General features: G+C 65.1%; 21 protein-coding genes. 1 reads left to right on the top strand and 20 read right to left on the bottom strand.

All coding sequences use genetic code 11. The features are described 5' to 3' along the window. The first annotated feature begins 284 nt into the window (after positions 1 to 284). A complete protein-coding gene (gene sodC / locus B3E91_RS07405) occupies positions 285 to 806 on the top strand; it encodes a superoxide dismutase [Cu-Zn] SodC (RefSeq protein WP_287028897.1) in 522 nt (173 codons plus the stop codon). A 25-nt stretch (positions 807 to 831) separates the two neighbouring features. Here sodC and flhB read toward each other — a convergent pair whose 3' ends face one another. The 20 genes from flhB to B3E91_RS07305 all read right to left on the bottom strand — a co-directional run. Further along, positions 832 to 1,968 carry a flagellar biosynthesis protein FlhB gene (gene flhB / locus B3E91_RS07400; RefSeq protein ID WP_090229556.1) on the bottom strand — a complete coding sequence of 379 codons (1,137 nt, stop codon included), beginning with the start codon at positions 1,966 to 1,968 and terminating at the stop codon, positions 832 to 834. A gap of 3 nt (positions 1,969 to 1,971) precedes the next feature. After that, entirely contained in the window at positions 1,972 to 2,748 is a 777-nt protein-coding gene (gene fliR, locus B3E91_RS07395) for a flagellar biosynthetic protein FliR (protein WP_090229558.1), read from the bottom strand. 2 nt (positions 2,749 to 2,750) lie between these two features. Then, complete coding sequence (gene fliQ / locus B3E91_RS07390; RefSeq protein WP_090229560.1) at positions 2,751 to 3,020, bottom strand: flagellar biosynthesis protein FliQ; 270 nt, start codon at positions 3,018 to 3,020, stop codon at positions 2,751 to 2,753. Between the two features lie 43 nt (positions 3,021 to 3,063). Then, entirely contained in the window at positions 3,064 to 3,828 is a 765-nt protein-coding gene (gene fliP, locus B3E91_RS07385) for a flagellar type III secretion system pore protein FliP (RefSeq protein ID WP_287028896.1), read from the bottom strand. Continuing rightward, on the bottom strand, positions 3,828 to 4,259 hold the full coding sequence (fliO, locus tag B3E91_RS07380; protein ID WP_090229565.1) for a flagellar biosynthetic protein FliO: 432 nt from the start codon (positions 4,257 to 4,259) through the stop codon (positions 3,828 to 3,830). Before fliO ends, fliP begins: the two co-directional genes overlap by 1 nt. Positions 4,260 to 4,266: 7 nt before the next feature. Next, on the bottom strand, positions 4,267 to 4,725 hold the full coding sequence (gene fliN / locus B3E91_RS07375; RefSeq protein WP_287028895.1) for a flagellar motor switch protein FliN: 459 nt from the start codon (positions 4,723 to 4,725) through the stop codon (positions 4,267 to 4,269). A gap of 45 nt (positions 4,726 to 4,770) precedes the next feature. Continuing rightward, positions 4,771 to 5,742 carry a flagellar motor switch protein FliM gene (gene fliM / locus B3E91_RS07370; RefSeq protein WP_090229570.1) on the bottom strand — a complete coding sequence of 324 codons (972 nt, stop codon included), beginning with the start codon at positions 5,740 to 5,742 and terminating at the stop codon, positions 4,771 to 4,773. 10 nt (positions 5,743 to 5,752) lie between these two features. Continuing rightward, positions 5,753 to 6,280, bottom strand: a complete 528-nt coding sequence (fliL, locus tag B3E91_RS07365) for a flagellar basal body-associated protein FliL (protein ID WP_090229571.1) — start codon at positions 6,278 to 6,280, stop codon at positions 5,753 to 5,755. 253 nt (positions 6,281 to 6,533) lie between these two features. Next, the gene (locus B3E91_RS07360; protein WP_287028894.1) at positions 6,534 to 7,856 is read right to left on the bottom strand and encodes a flagellar hook-length control protein FliK; all 1,323 of its coding nucleotides are present in this window, start codon (positions 7,854 to 7,856) and stop codon (positions 6,534 to 6,536) included. A gap of 112 nt (positions 7,857 to 7,968) precedes the next feature. Beyond that, the gene (locus tag B3E91_RS07355) at positions 7,969 to 8,322 is read right to left on the bottom strand and encodes an Hpt domain-containing protein (protein ID WP_090229576.1); all 354 of its coding nucleotides are present in this window, start codon (positions 8,320 to 8,322) and stop codon (positions 7,969 to 7,971) included. 30 nt (positions 8,323 to 8,352) lie between these two features. Beyond that, entirely contained in the window at positions 8,353 to 10,041 is a 1,689-nt protein-coding gene (locus tag B3E91_RS07350) for a fused response regulator/phosphatase (protein WP_287028893.1), read from the bottom strand. 6 nt (positions 10,042 to 10,047) lie between these two features. Continuing rightward, a complete protein-coding gene (locus tag B3E91_RS07345) occupies positions 10,048 to 10,353 on the bottom strand; it encodes an STAS domain-containing protein (protein WP_090229581.1) in 306 nt (101 codons plus the stop codon). An 82-nt stretch (positions 10,354 to 10,435) separates the two neighbouring features. Then, positions 10,436 to 10,885, bottom strand: a complete 450-nt coding sequence (gene fliJ, locus B3E91_RS07340; RefSeq protein ID WP_273229305.1) for a flagellar export protein FliJ — start codon at positions 10,883 to 10,885, stop codon at positions 10,436 to 10,438. A 3-nt stretch (positions 10,886 to 10,888) separates the two neighbouring features. Further along, a complete protein-coding gene (fliI, locus tag B3E91_RS07335) occupies positions 10,889 to 12,244 on the bottom strand; it encodes a flagellar protein export ATPase FliI (RefSeq protein ID WP_090229586.1) in 1,356 nt (451 codons plus the stop codon). Further along, a complete protein-coding gene (gene fliH, locus B3E91_RS07330; protein WP_287028892.1) occupies positions 12,234 to 13,013 on the bottom strand; it encodes a flagellar assembly protein FliH in 780 nt (259 codons plus the stop codon). The genes fliI and fliH overlap by 11 nt, the downstream gene beginning before the upstream one ends. Further along, entirely contained in the window at positions 13,014 to 14,027 is a 1,014-nt protein-coding gene (gene fliG, locus B3E91_RS07325; RefSeq protein ID WP_090229590.1) for a flagellar motor switch protein FliG, read from the bottom strand. Continuing rightward, on the bottom strand, positions 14,020 to 15,828 hold the full coding sequence (fliF, locus tag B3E91_RS07320; RefSeq protein ID WP_287028891.1) for a flagellar basal-body MS-ring/collar protein FliF: 1,809 nt from the start codon (positions 15,826 to 15,828) through the stop codon (positions 14,020 to 14,022). Before fliF ends, fliG begins: the two co-directional genes overlap by 8 nt. A 19-nt stretch (positions 15,829 to 15,847) precedes the next feature. Then, positions 15,848 to 16,180, bottom strand: a complete 333-nt coding sequence (gene fliE / locus B3E91_RS07315; protein ID WP_090229594.1) for a flagellar hook-basal body complex protein FliE — start codon at positions 16,178 to 16,180, stop codon at positions 15,848 to 15,850. Between the two features lie 254 nt (positions 16,181 to 16,434). Continuing rightward, positions 16,435 to 17,823, bottom strand: coding sequence for a sigma-54-dependent response regulator transcription factor FleR (gene fleR / locus B3E91_RS07310; protein ID WP_287028890.1), 1,389 nt, complete (start codon positions 17,821 to 17,823; stop codon positions 16,435 to 16,437). A gap of 2 nt (positions 17,824 to 17,825) precedes the next feature. Next, the coding region (locus B3E91_RS07305) for an ATP-binding protein (protein ID WP_287028889.1) at positions 17,826 to 18,175 on the bottom strand (350 nt) is incomplete at its 5' end.

Raw genomic sequence — 18,175 nt, 5'->3', positions numbered from 1 at the left:
AGGTTGCCACGGCCGGCGCCGATCGCATTCATTCGCATGTTGTTGAACAGCTGAGTGCGTTCCACCCGATTCTCCTAGCCCGATCCAAACAATCTTTTGACGCCAGTGGGCGTGCGCCAATGCCAGTGCAAGAGCCCGGCCAACTTGGAGAACCCAATGAAGATCAATGGCTTGCGGTAGGCGCAAACCATTGGCGGGCGCTACGGAGAACCGCGCTGGCGGCGGGGAGTCAGAACACTGTCGGCGGGCAACGACGCGCGCCGCAGGTTGCAAGGAGCCACTTCATGAAGAACTGGATGATCGCCGCACTCGTAGGCGGCTGCGCACTCAGCGCCCAGGCGGAAAGCCTTTCGATTCCGATGAACATCGTCAGCGCCAACGGCATTGGCGAAAAGGTCGGCACGGTAAGCGTCGAGGAAACCCCGTATGGCCTGGTGTTCACCCTGCAACTGGCGGGCCTGGCGCAAGGCATTCACGGTTTCCACATTCACGCCAAGGCGAGTTGCGACGCCGCCCTCAAGGACGGCAAGCCCTCCGCGGCAGAAGCCGCCGGCGGCCATTGGGACCCGAAGGAGACTGGCAAGCACGGCGCGCCCTGGGGCGATGGCCACCTCGGCGACCTCCCTGCCCTGCTGGTGACCGCCGACGGCAAGGCGATGCAGCCGGTGCTCGCACCCCGCCTGAAGAGCCTGGCGGAGATCAAGGGTCATGCGCTGATGATTCACCAGGCCGGAGACAACCACTCCGACCATCCGCAGCCACTGGGCGGTGGCGGCGCGAGAATGGCCTGCGGGGTCATCCGGTAACGCCGCGAAACGCGGGAGCGGACTATCACTCGTCGCGACGAAGGTCCGGTGGAATCGGCAGATCGGGCAACGGCGTGGGCCGCTTGCCCTTGCCGGAGCGGAACTGCTTGAGCTGGTAGACGTAAGCCAGCACCTGCGCGACCGCCAGGTACAGGCCCGCCGGGATTTCCTGATCGACCTCGGTGGAGTAGTACACCGAACGCGCCAGCGCCGGTGACTCCATCAGCAGCACCTTGTGCTCCTGGGCGATCTCGCGAATCTTCAGCGCGAGGAAGTCGCCGCCCTTGGCCAATACGACCGGCGCCGTACCCTTGGTCGGGTCGTACTTCAGGGCGACCGCGAAGTGCGTCGGGTTGGTGATCACCACGTCGGCCTCCGGCACCGCCTGCATCATCCGCCGTTCGGCCATCTGCCGCTGCATCTGACGGATCTTGCCCTTGACCTCGGGCTTGCCTTCGCTGTCCTTGTACTCGTCCTTGATCTCCTGCTTGGTCATCATCAGCTTCTGCTTGTTGTCCCAGAGCTGGAACGGCACATCCACCGCCGCGATCAGGATCAGCCCGGAGGCCATCCACAGCGCGCTATTGCCAAGCACCTCGACGGCGTGGCCAAGCGCCGTTTCCAGCGGCTGGCCGGACAGCGCCAGCAGGTCGTTGCGGTCGTTGGAGAGCACCACAATGCCGACCATGAGCGTAATGCTGAACTTGGCCAGCGCCTTGACCAGCTCGATCACCGACTTCTTGGAGAACATCCGCGCCAGGCCGGGACCGGGATTCATCCGACCGAACTTGGGCACCATGGTCTTGGTGGAAAACATCCAGCCGCCGAGCGCGATGTTGCCGACAATCGACGCCGCCAGCAGCACCGCGAGGATCGGCGCCAGCGCCTTGATCGCCATGGTGCCCGCCTTGAGCAGCAGCAGCGCCATGCTGCCGGTGTCCATCAGCGTGTCGCGGCTGATGCTCAAGCAACCGCGCATGAGGTCGACCAGTGCGCTGGCCAGGTCGCCACCGTAGATCATCAGCGCGATCACCCCGGACATCACCACCACCAGCGTGCTCAGCTCCCGGGAGCGGGCGATCTGCCCCTCCTCCCGCGACTCGCGCAGGCGTTTCTCGGTGGGTTCCTCGCTTTTGTCGGCACCGCTCTCGCTTTCAGCCATCGCTCACCTCGCCTGCGCCAGATCGCGCAGCATCGCCAGGGCCACGCTGGAGAGATTCTGGTACTGATTGAGGGTATCGGCCATGCCGATCCAGACCACCACCAGGCCGAAGGTCAAGGTCAGCGGAAAGCCGACGGAGAAGATGTTCAGCTGCGGCGCGGCGCGGGTCATCACGCCGAACGCCAGGTTCACCACCAGCAGCGCGGTCACCACCGGAAGGGAAATCAGCAGCCCGGCGCCGAGCACCCAGCTGAGCTTGCCGACCAGCTCCCAGTAATGTCCGACCAGCATTCCGCTGCCCACCGGCAGCGTCACGAAGCTCTCGGTGATCACCTCGAACACCACCAGATGGCCGTTCATGGCGAGGAACAGCAGCGTGGTGAGCATCGTCAGCAGTTGGCCCAGCACCGGCACGGAAATCCCGTTAGCGGGGTCGACCATCGCGGCGAAACCGATACCCATCTGGATGGAAAGGATCTGGCCAATCACCGTGTACACATGGAAGAACAGCTGCAGCATGAAGCCGAACATCGCGCCGATCAGCACTTCCTGGGCGATCAGCAGCAGCGAGCGCAGGTTGAGCGCATCGACCTCCGGCATCGGCGGCAGCGTCGGCACGATGACCACGGTGATCGCCAGCGCCAGGTATAGCCGCACCCGGGTCGGGACCAGCTGGGTGCCGAAGATCGGCATCACCATCAGCAGCGAGGATATCCGGAACAGCGGCAGCAGGAAGCTGGAGATCCAGCCGCCGATCTGACCGTTGGAAAGCTCGAGCATCGCTAGCCGATCACCAGCGGAATGTTCTGGATCAGCGTCGTGGTGTATTCCATCAGTTGCCGGACCATCCAGGGCCCGCCGACGATCAGCGTCAGCAGCATCACCAGCAGGCGTGGCAGGAAGCTCAAGGTCTGTTCGTTGATCTGCGTCGCCGCCTGGAACATGGCGACGACGAGGCCCACCAGCAGACTCGGCAGCACCAGGATGCCGACCATCACCGTGATCATCCACAGCGCTTCGCGAAAGATGTCCACCGCCACTTCGGGTGTCATGTGTGCCTCCTGGCCGCCGGGCGGCCGAAATGTGCCACCGCCGCTAAAGGGTGCCGAAGCTGCCCGCCAGGGTGCCGATGATCAGGCCCCAGCCGTCGATCAGGACGAACAGCATGATCTTGAAGGGCAACGAGATGATCATCGGCGAAAGCATCATCATGCCCATCGCCATCAGCACGCTGGCCACCACCATGTCGATGATGAGGAACGGAATGAAGATCATGAAGCCGATCTGGAACGCCGTCTTCAGCTCGGAGGTGACGAACGCCGGCACCAGGATGGTCAGGGGCGCGTCCTGCGGGCTGGCGATGTCGGTGCGCTTGGAGAGGCGCATGAACAGGTCGAGATCGCTCTCCCGCGTCTGCCCGAGCATGAAGTTCTTCAGCGGCCCCTGCGCCTTGGCGATCGCATCCTGGGCGGTCATCTGCTCATTCAGATAGGGCTGCAGCGCCTCGCGGTTCACCTGGTCGAACACCGGCGCCATGATGAACAGCGTAAGGAACATCGCCAGGCCGATGAGTATCTGGTTGGACGGCGTCTGTTGCAGGCCGAGTGCCTGACGCAGGATCGAGAAGACGATGATGATGCGGGTGAAGCTGGTCATCAGCATGACGAACGCCGGGATGAAGCTCAGCGCGGTCATGATCAGCAGGATCTGCAGGCTGACCGAATACTCCTGCTGCCCCTGCGGGTTGGTCGACAGCGTGATCGCCGGGACCGACAGCGGATTGGCGCTATTCACGGCCTCCTGACCAAACGCCAGGGGCGCCGCGATCAGCACGAACAGGGTCAGCAACGAACGCCACATCAATTCTTATCCTTGTCCTTGTCTTTACCGAGCAGCTCCATCAGGCGCTGGGCGAATTCCGGCGACGCCGGCTCCGCGTCGGCGACCAGCACCGGCTCGGCGAGCACGTGCAGCGGCGTGATGCGGCCGGGCGAGATTCCCAGCAGCACTTGCTCGCGGCCGACCTGCACCAGCAGCAGACGGTCGCGCGGGCCGAGCGCCTGGCTGGACACCAGCTTGATCGCCTGGCTGCCGCGCGGGCCGATCTGCTGCACGCGGCGCAGCGCCCAGGCGAGCAGGAAGATCAGCCCGATCACCAGCAGCAGGCCGAGCAGCATCTGCCCGATCTGGCTGCCGAGGCTGCCGTTGCCCGGCAACGCGGCGCTGCCCGTTTCGGCGGCCAGCGCGGAGAGTGGCAAACCGAAGAGTACGGCGAGGGCGGCTCTGCTCATGCTCAGCTCAGCTCAGCTTCTTGATGCGTTCGCTGGGGCTGATCACGTCGGTCAGGCGGATGCCGAACTTCTCGTTGACCACCACCACTTCGCCATGCGCGATCAGCGTGCCGTTGACCAGCACGTCGAGCGGCTCGCCCGCCAGGCGATCCAGTTCGATCACCGAGCCCTGGTTCAGCTGCAGCAGGTTGCGAATGGTGATGTCGGTGTTGCCGACCTCCATCGAGATCGACACCGGAATGTCGAGGATCACGTCCAGGTTCGGGCCGTCCAGGCTGACCGGCGCGTTGGAGCGCGGCACGCTGCCGAACTCCTCCATCTGCGCCCGCGGCGCGGGCGGCGGCGCGCTCTGCGAGAGCATGGCGTCGATATCGTCCTGGTCGGCGTCGCCGGCCTCGGCAAGTGCCGCGGCCCATTCATCGGCCAGTGCTTTCTCCTCGGGGGAGGTGTCTTGATCGTCTGCCATCGGTGTTCCTCGGCTGGCTCTGAAAAGGGAATGGAGATGCCCGCCTCAGCGGGCGCGGCCTATCGGCTCGAGCACCTGCAGGGACAGGTTGCCCTTGTGCGCGCCGATCTTGACCTTGAACGCCGGCACGCCATTGGCGCGCAGGACGATGTTTTCCGGCAGCTCCACCGGGATCACGTCGCCGGGCTGCATGTGCAAGATGTCGCGGACCTTGAGCTGGCGCCGCGCCACCGTGGCGCCGAGCGGCACGCTGACGTCGAGGATGTCCTCGCGCAGTGCCTTCACCCAGCGCTCGTCCTGATCGTCCATGTCGGACTGGAAGCCGGCGTCGAGCATTTCCCGGATCGGCTCGATCATCGAGTACGGCATGGTGATGTGCAGGTCGCCGCCGCCGCCGTCCAGCTCGATGTGGAAGGTCGAGACCACCACCACTTCGCTGGGACTGACGATGTTCGCCAGGGCCGGGTTGACCTCGGAGTTGATGTACTCGAAGTTCACGTCGAGCACCGCGTGCCAGGCTTCGCGAAGGTCGTTGAAGGCCTGGTCGATGACCATCCGCACCACGCGCAACTCGGTCGGGGTGAACTCGCGGCCTTCGATCTTTGCGTGACGGCCGTCGCCGCCGAAGAAGTTGTCCACCAGCTTGAACACCAGCTTGGCGTCGAGGATGAATAGCGCAGTTCCGCGCAGCGGCTTCATCTTCACCAGGTTGAGGCTGGTCGGCACGTACAGCGAATGCACGTATTCGCCGAACTTCATCACCTGCACGCCGCCGACCGCCACGTCCGCCGAGCGGCGCAGTAAGTTGAACATGCTGATACGGGTATAACGGGCGAAGCGCTCGTTGATCATCTCCAGCGTCGGCATGCGACCGCGAACGATGCGGTCCTGGCTGGTGAGGTCGTAACTCTTGACGCTGCCGGGCTCGACGTCGGTTTCGGTCTCGACGGCGCCATCGTCCACACCGTGCAGCAGGGCGTCGATTTCGTCCTGCGACAGCAGGTCTTGTACAGCCATGGACGGGCTCCTACTGCAATACGAAGTTGGTGAAGAGAACCTGCTCGATCACGGTCTTGCCGACCTCTTTCTGCGCCAGTTCCTGGACACTGGCGGTGGCCTTCTGGCGCAGCATTTCCTTGCCGACGGCGCTGGTCAGGCTTTCGAAATCCTGGCTGGAAAACAGCATCACCAGGTTGTTCCGCAGGACCGGCATGTGCACCTTCAACGCGTCGAGGGACGCCTGATCACGGGCCATCAGTGCCACCGTGACCTGCATGTAGCGCTGCCGGCCGTTGTAATTGAAGTTGACCACGAAGGCCGGCGCCAGCGCTTCGTAGATGGCCGGCTGCTTGACCGGCGCGGCGGCGTGCTCCTCGGCTGCGGGGGCCTCGTCCTTCTTCATGTTCTTGCTGAGGAGGAACCAGGTTGCGCCGACGGAACCGCCGATCGCCAGCAACAGGGCCAGCACGATCACGATGATCAGTTTGAGTTTGCTTTTGCCCGCAGGTTTCTCGGCCCCCTCGGGGCTGGGCTGGGGTGGAGCTTTCTTCGCCATGCCAATATTCCGTCGCGCGTCAGGGATCTTTACAGCCATCAATGGCTTAGGAGCAAGTGCTATGCCAGCTTATAAGTAAAAGGTCTTCCCGGAAAACTCTTTCGCCGGGCATCTTCGACCTCGCGTCGCGCGCTGCATAGCCCCTGTGTTGGCCGACCGCCGAGAAAACCGGCAGCGCCGGCGGGAGCGCAAACGAAAAAGGCCCAACGGGAGGAAGCCGATCGGGCCTTTCGCTTTTTTTTGAAACGCCGCGTCAGGCGTAGTAGTCGACCAGTCCGCGACCCGCCTTGAGCGGCGTGCTGGAGACCTCGACGCTGCCGATGACCACTTCGTCCTCGGAACCGCCCGAGCCGCCGCGCGACGATGAACCGCGGCGGCCCTGCCCTTCGCTACCCTGCCCCTGCCAGCCACGCGCCAGCGACTGGTCGGAAACGTTGACGTCGCCCAGAGTCATGCCCTGCTGGGTGAACATGTCGCGCAGACGGTTCATCTGGCCTTCCAGCGCCTCGCGGACCGCGGCATGCGGGCTGGCGAACGCGATCTGGGTCTGGTCCTGGTTAAGGCTGATCTTCACGTCCAGACGCCCCAGGTCCTGCGGATCGAGCTGTATCTCCGCTGACTTCAGATTCTGGCTGGACATCCACATCACCCGATCGACCACCGCTTCGGACCAGCCGTTCTGCTGCATGGGCACCGGCTGCCCCGGCACCACGGCGGAACGCTGGGTAGCGTTGACCTGCTGGGTCATGGCCTGGTTGAGCGAATTCAGTTTATTGGCGAAGTTTTCCGCGCGCAGCTCGCTGACACTGTCCTTCAGGTCCCCCGAATCGGCCTCGAGATCGCCGGGCTTCAGCGCGGCGAGCGTCTCGCCATCGACCGGCAACTGCTCGACCAGCGGAGCGGCGAGCGCCGGGTCGAGCGGCGCCTTGGCGGCCTCGGTGTTCACGGTCTGGACCGCTACCGCCTTGGCCTGCTGCGCCACCACGGCCTGGGCGGCCTGGAAATCCTCCGGCAACGTCAGGCCGGGCGGCAGAAGGTCTTCGACACTGCCCGTGGCCTGCGGCTCCGGCTCGCCCTGCGTCGGAGCGGCCAGCGGAACGGCCGGCACCTCAACGGCGGCAACGTCCGTCGCCAGTGCGGCAGGCGCCTCCATGGCCGGCTCCGGCACCGCCGGAACGACGGGCTGTGGCACCAGGCCCATCAGCACCAGCGGGTCGATTGGCTGGCCGTTAGGCTGGTCAGTCACCTGCACCTGCTCGTCGGCCGGCTCCGCGTCGTCAACCGCCTTCTTGCTCGGCAAGGCTTTGCCGCTATCGGCAACCTCCGGCTTCGCCTTGGCGGTCGTGTCGTCACGCGCGTCGTTGCGCTTGTTGTCCGCGGCCTTCTCATGGCGCGCCTTCGCAGGCGCATCGCTGCGGTCCGCGGACTTGGGCTGGCGTTCCTTGGCATAGACATCGGCGAAGCTGGAAGCCTCGCGCTTGCTGGTGTCGTCGGTCTTTACCGGGGCTTTCACCGCGGGCAACTTCATCCGCGTATCGGACGCGGACTGAAGAAGCAGATCGGGGGCGACGGACATGGGGCACTCTCCGCTCGGATGGGTCGTGCCTGAAATAAGCAAGTTAGGGGCCAGCTTTGGGAAAGCGCCGGTTTACGCGGCTTTGCGCCGAGAGAAGGGTATTCGCAGTCACTCAACCGCGAAAACGTTGACGCTCCGACTTCATCAGGATGCGGACAATGGCGAATTCACGGTTGATCTGCTCGACCAGAACGGCGGCGCTGTCAAACGACTGCCGCTCGCTCTGGTCTTCGAGCTGCTTGCACAGGTCCGCCAGCGACAGGGCGCCCATGTTGCTGCAGCTGCCCTTGAAGCTGTGCGCGGTCAGACGCAGGAGCTGCGCATCCTTGACCTGCAAAGCCCCGGCCAACAGGCGCACGCGCTCTTCGGAATCGGCCAGAAAGGTATCCAGCAGAACCGGGTACTCCGCTTCCATGAGGTCCTGCAGTGAAGCGAGGACAGTACCGTCGAGATGCGCGTCTGACACTTGCTCACTCCATGATCAAGGGGGTGGGAATTATGCCTGAGCGGACCAGGAAAACTCCACGCTGACGCCCCGCCCATCGTTCTCCCAGTCACTCTTCTCGGCCAGCTGGCTGACCAGTTTCAAGCCACGCCCGTGCAGTTGTTCGGTGGATTGTTCGCAGGCCCTTGCCGCCGCCAGGTCGAATCCGCCGCCGCTGTCCTCGACCCGCATGATCAGGCGCCCGCCTCCGTGCTCGGGGCGCAGTTCCAGGTGAAAACGCACGAAGCCTTCCTCCAGCCGGGCGAGCCGCTCCCGGCGCTCGCCGTAGTACTGGGCGAAGCCTTGCACGTCGCGCTTGAGCGACGAGTCCAGGCGCAGCACGCCGTGCTCCAGGGCGTTGGAGTAGAGCTCGACCAGCACGGTGTAGAGCGCTCCAACCTGAGAACGCAGGCCCTGCACCTCCAGCAGCAGCTGCAGCAGGTAGGGCAGCGGGTTCATGTGCTTGAGGGTTTCCGCGCGGAATTCGAAACAGGCCGACCAGTCCAGCGGCGTGTCGTTGCCGTCGTTGGAGAACGTCAACGGCGAGGACCTCGCCTCCTCGATCAGGCTGAGTTCGATCAGGCTGACGTCGTCCTGGGTTTCGCCGCGGAAGGCGCTCAGGGCCTGCTGCACCTCGTCGAACAGCTGGCCGCGCTGCTCGTTCGCCGCCATCAGGTCCAGCAGGCGCTGTTCGCCGAACAGCTCGCCGGCATGATTGCGCGTCTCCAGCAGCCCATCCGACAGCAGCAGCAGACGGTCGCCCTCCAGCAGCGGGTAGACCTCGTACTTCTCGTCGAACACCGCCGGCTCCAGCACGCCGAGCGGCAGGTGACGGGAAACCAGCGGAATACGTTCGTTGCTCCCGCCGCGCAGCAGGTAGCCGTCCGGCAGGCCGCCATTCCACACCTCGACAACGCGCCGGTGGAAACTCAGGTTGATCAACGTCGCGCAGCAGAACACCCCGACCGGGAGGATGCGCTTGAGCTTGGCATTCACCTCGCGAAGGATGTCGGCGAGCCCGTAGCCCTTGGTGGTCATGCCGTAGAACACCTCCGCCAGCGGCATCGCCCCGATCGCCGCGGGCAGTCCGTGGCCGGTGAAGTCGCCGAGCAGCACATGCATGCCGCCAGAGGGTTTGTACGCGGCCAGCATCAGGTCGCCGTTGAACAACGCGTAGGGCGATTGCAGGTAGCGGATATTGGGCGCGTTCAGGCAGCCCGAGTGCGCGACCTTGTCGAACACCGCCTTGGCCACGCGCTGCTCGGCAACCAGGTGTTCGTTGTGCTTGGCGATCAGGTCGCGCTGCTCCAGCACCGTCTGCTGCAGGCGGCGCAGGCGGTCCATCGCGCGAATCTTGGCGCCGAGGATCACCCGGTTGTAGGGCTTGGCGAGGAAATCGTCGCCGACCTCGAGACAATGCACCAGGGCGTCGTTCTCGGTCAGGGAGGTGAGGAAGATGATCGGGACGAGCGTCTCGCCGGCGGCGAGCTTGATCAGCCGCGCTGCCTCGAAGCCGTCCATCACCGGCATCAGCGCGTCCATCAGCACCAGCTGCGGCCGTTCGCGGCAGAACAGCTCCAGGGCTTCCTGCCCGTCGGCGGCGGTCAGCGCGCGATGGCCCTCGCGGGTGACGATGGCCGAGAGCAGCAGGCGATCGGCGGCGTTATCCTCCGCGATGAGGACCGACAACCGCTCAGACATACCGCCTCAACTGATCCGGAAGAGCTGTTCGAAATTGGAGATGGTGAGGATCTTGCGCACGTCCGGACTGCAGTTGATCAGGCTGATCGCGGCACTCTCGCCGCCGGCGTGATCGCGCAGCAGCAACAGCATGCCGAGCGCGGAACTGTCCAGATAGGTCGCACCCTTTAGGTCGATCACGTAGCGCTTGGGCGAGGTGCTTATGCGTTCGTAGGCGTCGCGGAATTCCTGGTGGGCACCGAAATCGAAACGCCCCTGGATGAGGATGGTCAGCTCCTGACCGTCATCGGAGGCTTGCGAGGTTATAGCCATGAATTCTCCTTATGCGCCGGGAAGGACTGCAGGCGGCGCCTGATCAAGATGTAGCACCGACTCGCCAAGGGAGCAACCGCAGTCAGTCGGTGCGCCGTGCGGACAGCCGGGCGGCCAGCTCGTCGAGCTGCTTCTGCTCGCGCTTCTCGTCCGCCGCCCGCGCTTCCTCGATGTAGCGCTGGACCAGCTTGCGCAGCCCTTCTAGGCGCGTGTAGCAGGCCTGCCAGGCGTCACGCGCCTTGCGCAGGTTCTCGCGGTGAAAATCGACGTTGCGCTGCTGCTGGGCGACCGCCGTTTCCAGCTGCGACAGAAAGCGCTGGTAGTTGATCAGCCATTGCCCGGAAACGCCCTGCTGCCCCTGATTGACCAGCTGCTTCTGGTAATCGCCGCGATACCGGTGCAGTTCGTTGAGCTGGTTTTCCACCTGGCCGAGCTGCGTCTGGCAGCGGCCGAGCATGCGCGCGGCCTCGCGCTCGGCCTTTTCCGCCATGTCCACCACCGGCACCAGCCGGGCCGCTCTGCTCTGCGCCATCTATCAGCCCTTGCCGGCCTGCAGAACCGCAGCCAGGTTCGCCGACGCCTGCTCCAGGCTCTCGCTTTCGCGCAGGCCCTGGCGCAGGTAGGCGACCATCAGCGGCTGCTTGGCGATGGCCATGTCGGTCTCCGGATCGCCGCCGGCGACGTAGGCGCCGACGCTGATCAGGTCGCGACTCTGCTGGTAGCGCGACCACAGCTGCTTGAAGCGCTGGGCATTGCGCAGGTGTTCGGGGCTGACGACCTGGGGCATCACCCGGCTGATGGAGGCTTCGATGTCGATCGCCGGGTAGTGGCCCTCTTCGGCCAGGCGCCGGGACAGCACGAAGTGACCGTCGAGCACCCCGCGCGCCGAGTCGGCGATCGGATCCTGCTGGTCGTCGCCCTCGGAGAGCACGGTGTAGAAGGCAGTGATCGAGCCGCCGCCGGCCTCGGCGTTACCGGCCCGCTCGACCAGCTTGGGCAGACGAGCGAACACCGAGGGCGGATAACCCTTGGTCGCCGGCGGCTCGCCGATGGCCAGGGCGATCTCGCGCTGGGCCTGGGCGAAACGGGTCAGCGAATCCATCAGCAGCAGGACGTTCTTGCCCTTGTCGCGAAAGTACTCGGCGATGCGCGTGCAGTACATCGCCGCGCGCAGACGCATCAGCGGCGCTTCGTCCGCCGGCGAAGCCACCACCACCGAGCGCTTGAGGCCTTCCTCGCCGAGGATCTCCTGGATGAATTCCTTCACCTCGCGGCCACGTTCGCCGATCAGCCCGACGACGATGATCTCGGCCTCGGTGAAGCGCGTCATCATGCCCAGCAGCACGCTCTTGCCCACGCCGGTGCCGGCGAACAGGCCGAGGCGCTGGCCGCGACCCACGGTGAGCAGGCCATTGATGCAGCGGATGCCGACGTCCAGCGGCTCATGGATGGGCTCGCGATTGAGCGGGTTGATGATCGGGCCGTCCATCGGCACCCAGTCCTCGGCCTTCATCCGGCCCTTGCCGTCCAGGGCGTTGCCGGCGCCGTCGAGCACGCGGCCGAGCATGCTCATGCCCATCGGCAGGCGGCCGGTATCGGGCATCGGCACCACGCGGGCACCGGGCGCGATACCGGCCAGGCTGCCAACGGGCATCAGGTAGATCTTGCCGTTGGAGAAGCCCATGACCTCGGCTTCCACCTGGACCGGCTGGTAGCTGCCGTCATTGATCACCAGGCAGCGACTGCCAATGGCGGCGCGCAGCCCCTCGGCTTCGAGGGTCAGGCCAACCATTCGCAGCAGACGCCCTTCCACCAGCGGCTGGCTGGGAAGCTGCACGGCCTCGACATAGCCTGCCAGACGCCGGGCGAGGCTGGTGCGCTCAAGACGCATCGGGCGTGCTCAGGTCGACGGCGACATCGGCAGCCGGCGGGTGCACCTTCTGCTCGCGCTGGTGTTCGAAAATCTGGTTCATTGCCTGGGCCAGGCGCGTCTCGATGCTGGCGTCGATCTGGCTGTGCTCGCTTTCCACCTTGCAGCCTCCGGGCAGCAGGTTCTCGTCTTCCAGAATCCGCCACTTCTCCTCGTTGCGTTCGCGCAACGCCTTGACCAGGTCGAAGTCCTGCGGATTGACATGGATACGTACGTTCTCGGCACCCATCGGCAGCAGTTTGAGGGACTCGCGGACGACCTGGCGCAACTGGCTGGAATCGGTCACCATCTCGCGCTGGATGACTTGGCGAACGACGTGGCCGACCATTTCCACGAGCGTAGCCTCGAGCTGCTGGTCCTGCTCACCGATGGGCTCGAACAGCTGTGACATCAGCTGTTCGAGCCGTTCGAGCTTGACGTTCAGCAGCGCGTCGGCCTCCTGCTTGGCCTTGATCTGGCCCGAATGGAAGCCGTCCTTCTCGCCGGTGGCGAAGCCTTCGTTGTAGGCGTCCTGGCGGATCGCCTCGAGTTCGTCGAGCGTCAGCGGCTTGACGGCCTGATCGGAGATGTCCTCGATCAGGTTCTGCGCGCGCTCCTCGCTCGTCTCCGGCACCGCGGGCTCGCTGCCCGGCAGCGGCGGCGGGTCGAAACTGGGCAGCGACCAGCTCTCGAAACCACTGCCACGAACGTCGCGCGCGCGGATCAGGTCGCTGGGCTCTTCCTTCGCCATTTAGATCATCTCTTCGCCGCCCTTGCCACCCAGGACGATTTCCCCGGCTTCGGCCATCCGGCGGGCAATGGTAAGAATTTCTTTCTGCGCGGTCTCGACGTCGCTGACGCGCACCGGGCCCTTCGCTTCCAGGTCGTCGCGCAGCAACTCGGCAGCGCGTTTGGACATGTTCTTGAAGACCTTTTCCTTGATCGCCTCGTCGGAGCCCTTGAGCGCCAGGACCAGCACGTCGGACGAGACTTCGCGCATCAGCGCCTGGATGCCGCGGTCGTCGACGTCGGCCAGGTTGTCGAAGACGAACATCAGGTCCTCGATTTGCGAGGACAGGTCTTCGTCCATCTCGCGGATCGAATCCATCAACTGGCCCTCGGACGAGCTGTCCAGGTAGTTCATGATATCGGCCGCACGCTTCACGCCGCCCATGGTAGCGCGCGAGGTGTTCGAACTGCCGGAGAACTGCTTCTCGAGAATCTGGTTGAGCTCCTTCAACGCCGCCGGCTGCACGGTGTTCAGCGAGGAAACGCGCAGGATGATGTCCAGGCGCACCTTGTGGTCGAAGTGGCTGAGCACCTCGCCGGCCTGGTCGGGGTCCAGGTAGGCGACCACGATCGCCTGGATCTGCGGGTGCTCGTAGCGGATCACGTCGGCCACGGCGCGCGGCTCCATCCACTTCAGGCTGTCCAGACCGCTGGTGCTGCCACCGAGGAGAATCCGGTCGATCAGGCTGCCGGCTTTGTCCTCGCCCAGCGCCTGGGTCAGCATCTTGCGGATGTAGCCGTCGGCGCCGACGCCGAGGCTGGTCTGGTCGCCGACGATGTCGACGAACTCGCCCATCACCTTCTCGACCTGCTCGCGGTGCACGTTGCGCATCTGCGCCATGGCCATGCCGACGCGTTGCACTTCCTTCGGTCCGAGGTGACGCAACACCTGCGCGGCGTCGGTTTCACCCAGGGACAACAGCAGGATGGCTGCCTTGTCGACCTTGTTCAGCTTGGTGGGGGCGCGCTCATTCATCGGCGTTGATCCAGTCTTTCACGACCTGGGCGACACGGCCCGGGTCTTCGGCCACAAGATTCTTGATGGCGTTGAGCTGCGCATCATAACCCTCGGACGGGCTCGGCAGCATGATGCTCTGCGGGCCACCGAGGCTAACGCGATCGTCCGACAGCTCACCTTCAAGCCCACCGTTCAAGCCTCCGGCTACGCCACCCGCGGCACCAAAGGCGCCCAGCTCCTTGCCCTTGCCGCCGCCGCTGATGTTGTTCAGCACCGGACGCAGGACGAACCACACAAGGACCATGATCAGCAGCGCCGGGAACAGTTGCTTGAGCGTACTCATCAGCATGCTGAACCAGGTCTGCTCGTACCACGGAATGTCGATGGCCTCGATGCCGGTGTCCGGAGCGAAGGCGTTGTTGATCACGCTCACGCTATCGCCACGGCTGGCGTCGAAGCCTACGGCGTCCTGTACCAGGCGGGTGAAGCGCGCCAGTTCGTCGGCGTTCCATGGCGTGTGGGTAACTTCGCCATTCTCAGGGTTGACCTTGATCTGGTCGTCCAGTACCACCGCAACCGACAGACGGCGCAGACGGCCCTGCTGCTGCTTGGTGTAGCTGACGGAACGGTCCAGCTCGTAGTTGCGGGTAGCCTGCTCGCGCTTGTCGGCCGGAAACGGTGCCAGCATCGGCTGGCCGGTGGCCGGGTCCATGATCTGTGCGCCATTGGCGTCGAGCAGCGGCTGGCCGGCGGCAATCGGGCCGGCGGGTGCGGCAGCGGCCTGGCCGGTCTGCTGCGGTGCGCTGGCGGGGCCCGGAGGCTGGTTGGACAGCGCGCCCGGCACGCCGCCGCTGCTGGAGCTGGTGCTGCGTTGTTCGTTGACCGACTGCTCGCTGCGCAGCGCCGGCTGATCCGGGTTGAAGGTTTCGGAGGTGGATTCCACCGCGCTGAAATCGACGTCGGCGGAGACTTCGGCCTTGTAGCGGCCGTTACCGACCACCGGCTGGAGGATGTTCTGCACGCGCTGGGTGAACATGCTTTCCATGCGGCGGCTGTAGTCGTACTGCTTGCCGGCCATCGACAGTTCGGACAGCTCCTGCTGGTCGGACAGCAGGTTGCCCTTCTGGTCGACGACGGTGACTTGCGACTTGCTCAGCTCCGGCACGCTGGTGGCGACCAGGTTGACGATAGCCATCACCTGGCTCGGCTCGAGGCTGCGGCCCGGATACAGCTCGACCAGCACCGAAGCGGTCGGCTTGCGCTCGTCACGAACGAATACCGAGCTCTTCGGGATCGCCAGGTGCACACGGGCAGCCTTGATGTTGTTGAGGCTGGCGACGGTGCGGCCCAGTTCACCTTCCAGGCCGCGACGGTAGTTGGTCGCTTCCATGAACTGGCTGGTGCCGAGGGCCTGCTCCTTGTCGAGGATCTCGAAGCCGACATTGCCGTCGGTCTGCTGGATGCCGGCGCCGGCCAGCTTGATGCGGGCGCGGGCGACGTCGTCGGCCTTGACCAGCAGCGCGCCGGAGTTCGGCTCGATCTTGTAGGGGATGTCGGCCGTGGTCAGCGCTTCGATCACCTGGTTGGCGTCCATGCCGGTCAGGCTGCCGTACAGCGGACGGTAGTCCGGTTGTTGCGACCAGAGCACCACGGCGAAGCCGATGGCCACGCTGGCGGCCAGGCCAACCAGCAGCCCGATCTGGCGCAGCATGCTCATCTGCGCCAGGTTGCTGAGGAAGGCGAGACCCAACAGCGGCTTCTTCGGCTCCGAAGCGTCGGCGGGGTTGCGGGCGGGAACGTTCATAACAGCATCGGCCATGTCTTGATCCTACCTGCCCTTAAACCGGCATCTGCATGATGTCTTGATACGCCTGAACCAGTTTGTTACGCACCTGGGTCATGGCCTGGAAGGAAACGCTCGCCTTCTGCGAGGCGATCATCACGTCGGTGATGTCCACCCCGCTCTTGCCCATCTCGAACGCATTGGAAAGCTGGCTGGAGGCTTGCTGGGTTTCATTCACCTTGCCGACGGCCTGACCGAGCATGTCGGCGAAGCTTGGCGCGCCCACTGCGGCGGGCTCGCTGGCCGCCGGTTTGGCGCGGGCCATCGCTTCCGTCTGCATGGAACGCATTTCCAGCATCAGTCGATTGAATTCAATACCCTGGCTCATCGCACTCTCCGGCTTCCGCAGCTTTTTTGACGCTTGGCGGCTTCTTGAATAGGAGATTGCAACTAGGGTGCCAAAACCTGAACAGGTTCGGCATACGGGCTGGAGCGCCCGGCAGACGCGGCCTACAGCGATGCAGGCGCTTTCGTCAGGTCAGTTGTTCGATATCCGTGCGAACGAAATCCGTCGAGACGTTCGACGGAATCGGCGGCTGGGATAGCCGCTGGCGGATTACTGGCGGGATGCTGCCGACGGCATCAGCTGGCGTAGAGATAGGCCTCCACATCCATTCCGGCGTCGCGCATCTGGGCCAGCTTGTAGCGCAGGGTGCGCGGGCTGATCCCCAGGCGCTCCGCCGCCTCCTTGCGTCGGCCGCGCTCGCAGCGCAGCGTCTCGATGATCATCTTGAACTCCCGCCGGCGCAGGTCTTCGCTCAGGTCACCGGCAGCCTGCGCCGCGGCGGGCGGCGGACTGACCAGCATTGGCGCGGCCACCGGCACCGGCACCGGGGCATAGCCGATGGGCGAGGTCAGGCACAGGTCATGGGGCTGGATGATGCCGCCCTGCTGGAGGATCAGCGCGCGCTGGATGGCGTTGTCCAGTTCGCGCACGTTGCCCGGCCAGGGGTGCGCGGTCAGGCAAGCGCGTGCCTGCTCGGAGAAGCGCACGGCGGCATGGTTCATTTTCTTGACGTGCTTGCCGAGCAGGCGCTCGGCCAGCGGCAGAATGTCGGCGGTGCGCTCGCGCAGCGGGCGCCAGGCCAGCGGAAACACCGAAAGCCGGTAGTAGAGATCCTCACGGAAGCGCCCCGCCGCCACTTCCGCCTGCAGGTCGCGGTTGCTGGTGGCGAGCACCCGGATGTCCAGGGCGATCGGCTTGCGCGCACCGACGCGCTCCACTTCGCGCTCCTGCAGCACCCGCAGCAGTTTGGCCTGCAGGCCGAGCGGCATTTCGGAAATCTCGTCGAGCAGGAGAGTCCCGCCCTCCGCCAACTCGAACTTGCCCGGCTGTGCGCTGACCGCGCCAGTGAAGGAACCCTTCTCATGGCCGAACAGCGTGGCCTCGAGCATGTTGTCGGGAATCGCCGCACAGTTGATCGCGATGAACGGCTTGGCGGCACGCGGCGACTGCTGGTGGATATAGCGCGCCAGCACTTCCTTGCCGGTGCCGGATTCGCCGGTGATCATCACGGTCGAGTCGCTGCGGGCCACACGGGCCGCCAGGTCGAGCAGCTGCAGACTGGCCGGCTCCAGTGCGACCGGACCTTCATCGCTGACACCAGGACGGCCGAGCGCGTGGCGCCCGACAAGCTCCAGCAGGGTGTTCGAGTCGAACGGCTTGACCAGGTAATCGACGGCGCCCTGGCGCATCGCGTCCACCGCCCGCTCGACGGCGCCGTAGGCGGTCATCAGCAGCACCGGCAATTGCGGATAGCGCGAACGGATCAGCCCGAGCAGGTGATGGCCATCCATGCCCGGCATGTTCACGTCGCTCAGCACCAGGCTGAAGGCGTGTTCGTGCAGCGCGGCGAGCGCCGCTTCGGCGCAGTCCACGGCGACGAATTCGTGACCGGCCAGCGCCAGCGTGTCGGCCAGGGCTTCGCGCAGGGCGCGGTCGTCTTCGACGAGCAGGATGTTCGCGGTCATGGTCACTCCGGAAAAGCAGTGGGGGCCGCAGCGATCAGCGGCAGATCGAGAATCGCGCAGGTACCGAAGCCAACCCGCGAACGCAGTTGCAGCGTGCCGCGATGCGCACGCGCCACGGCCTTGACCACCGCCAGCCCGAGGCCGGTGCCGGTGGTTCTGGTGGTGAAGAACGGTTCGCCCAGCCGCGCCAGGGTCGGCGCATCGATGCCGGGGCCGTTGTCGCTGACGCACAGGCGCAGGCGGTCGCCGCGCGCGTACAGGTGAATCTTCAGGGCGACACCGCGCCCGGCGGCCTGGAGGGCGTTCTCGATCAGGTTGATCGCCGTGCCGACCAGGGTGTCGCGGTTGCACA

This window comes from Pseudomonas sp. UBA6310 (assembly GCF_002438225.1).
Classification (GTDB): Bacteria; Pseudomonadota; Gammaproteobacteria; order Pseudomonadales; family Pseudomonadaceae; genus Pseudomonas_O; species Pseudomonas_O kuykendallii.
The sequence above is the reverse complement of the archived record's forward strand: the minus strand, read 5'-3'. Positions and strand labels throughout refer to the sequence as shown.

Coding starts and splice junctions, on each gene's coding strand:
- fliI (WP_090229586.1), bottom strand. CDS start 12,244: ATGCGTCTTGAGCGCACCAGCCTCGCCCGGCGTCTGGCAGGCTATGTC.
- flhB (WP_090229556.1), bottom strand. CDS start 1,968: ATGGCTGAAAGCGAGAGCGGTGCCGACAAAAGCGAGGAACCCACCGAG.
- sodC (WP_287028897.1), top strand. CDS start 285: ATGAAGAACTGGATGATCGCCGCACTCGTAGGCGGCTGCGCACTCAGC.
- fliJ (WP_273229305.1), bottom strand. CDS start 10,885: ATGGCGCAGAGCAGAGCGGCCCGGCTGGTGCCGGTGGTGGACATGGCG.
- fliR (WP_090229558.1), bottom strand. CDS start 2,748: ATGCTCGAGCTTTCCAACGGTCAGATCGGCGGCTGGATCTCCAGCTTC.
- fleR (WP_287028890.1), bottom strand. CDS start 17,823: ATGACCGCGAACATCCTGCTCGTCGAAGACGACCGCGCCCTGCGCGAA.
- fliG (WP_090229590.1), bottom strand. CDS start 14,027: ATGAATGAGCGCGCCCCCACCAAGCTGAACAAGGTCGACAAGGCAGCC.
- B3E91_RS07345 (WP_090229581.1), bottom strand. CDS start 10,353: ATGGCTATAACCTCGCAAGCCTCCGATGACGGTCAGGAGCTGACCATC.
- fliQ (WP_090229560.1), bottom strand. CDS start 3,020: ATGACACCCGAAGTGGCGGTGGACATCTTTCGCGAAGCGCTGTGGATG.
- fliP (WP_287028896.1), bottom strand. CDS start 3,828: ATGTGGCGTTCGTTGCTGACCCTGTTCGTGCTGATCGCGGCGCCCCTG.
- fliO (WP_090229565.1), bottom strand. CDS start 4,259: ATGAGCAGAGCCGCCCTCGCCGTACTCTTCGGTTTGCCACTCTCCGCG.
- fliM (WP_090229570.1), bottom strand. CDS start 5,742: ATGGCTGTACAAGACCTGCTGTCGCAGGACGAAATCGACGCCCTGCTG.
- B3E91_RS07360 (WP_287028894.1), bottom strand. CDS start 7,856: ATGTCCGTCGCCCCCGATCTGCTTCTTCAGTCCGCGTCCGATACGCGG.
- fliH (WP_287028892.1), bottom strand. CDS start 13,013: ATGGCGAAGGAAGAGCCCAGCGACCTGATCCGCGCGCGCGACGTTCGT.
- fliE (WP_090229594.1), bottom strand. CDS start 16,180: ATGAGCCAGGGTATTGAATTCAATCGACTGATGCTGGAAATGCGTTCC.
- fliN (WP_287028895.1), bottom strand. CDS start 4,725: ATGGCAGACGATCAAGACACCTCCCCCGAGGAGAAAGCACTGGCCGAT.
- B3E91_RS07350 (WP_287028893.1), bottom strand. CDS start 10,041: ATGTCTGAGCGGTTGTCGGTCCTCATCGCGGAGGATAACGCCGCCGAT.
- fliL (WP_090229571.1), bottom strand. CDS start 6,280: ATGGCGAAGAAAGCTCCACCCCAGCCCAGCCCCGAGGGGGCCGAGAAA.
- fliF (WP_287028891.1), bottom strand. CDS start 15,828: ATGGCCGATGCTGTTATGAACGTTCCCGCCCGCAACCCCGCCGACGCT.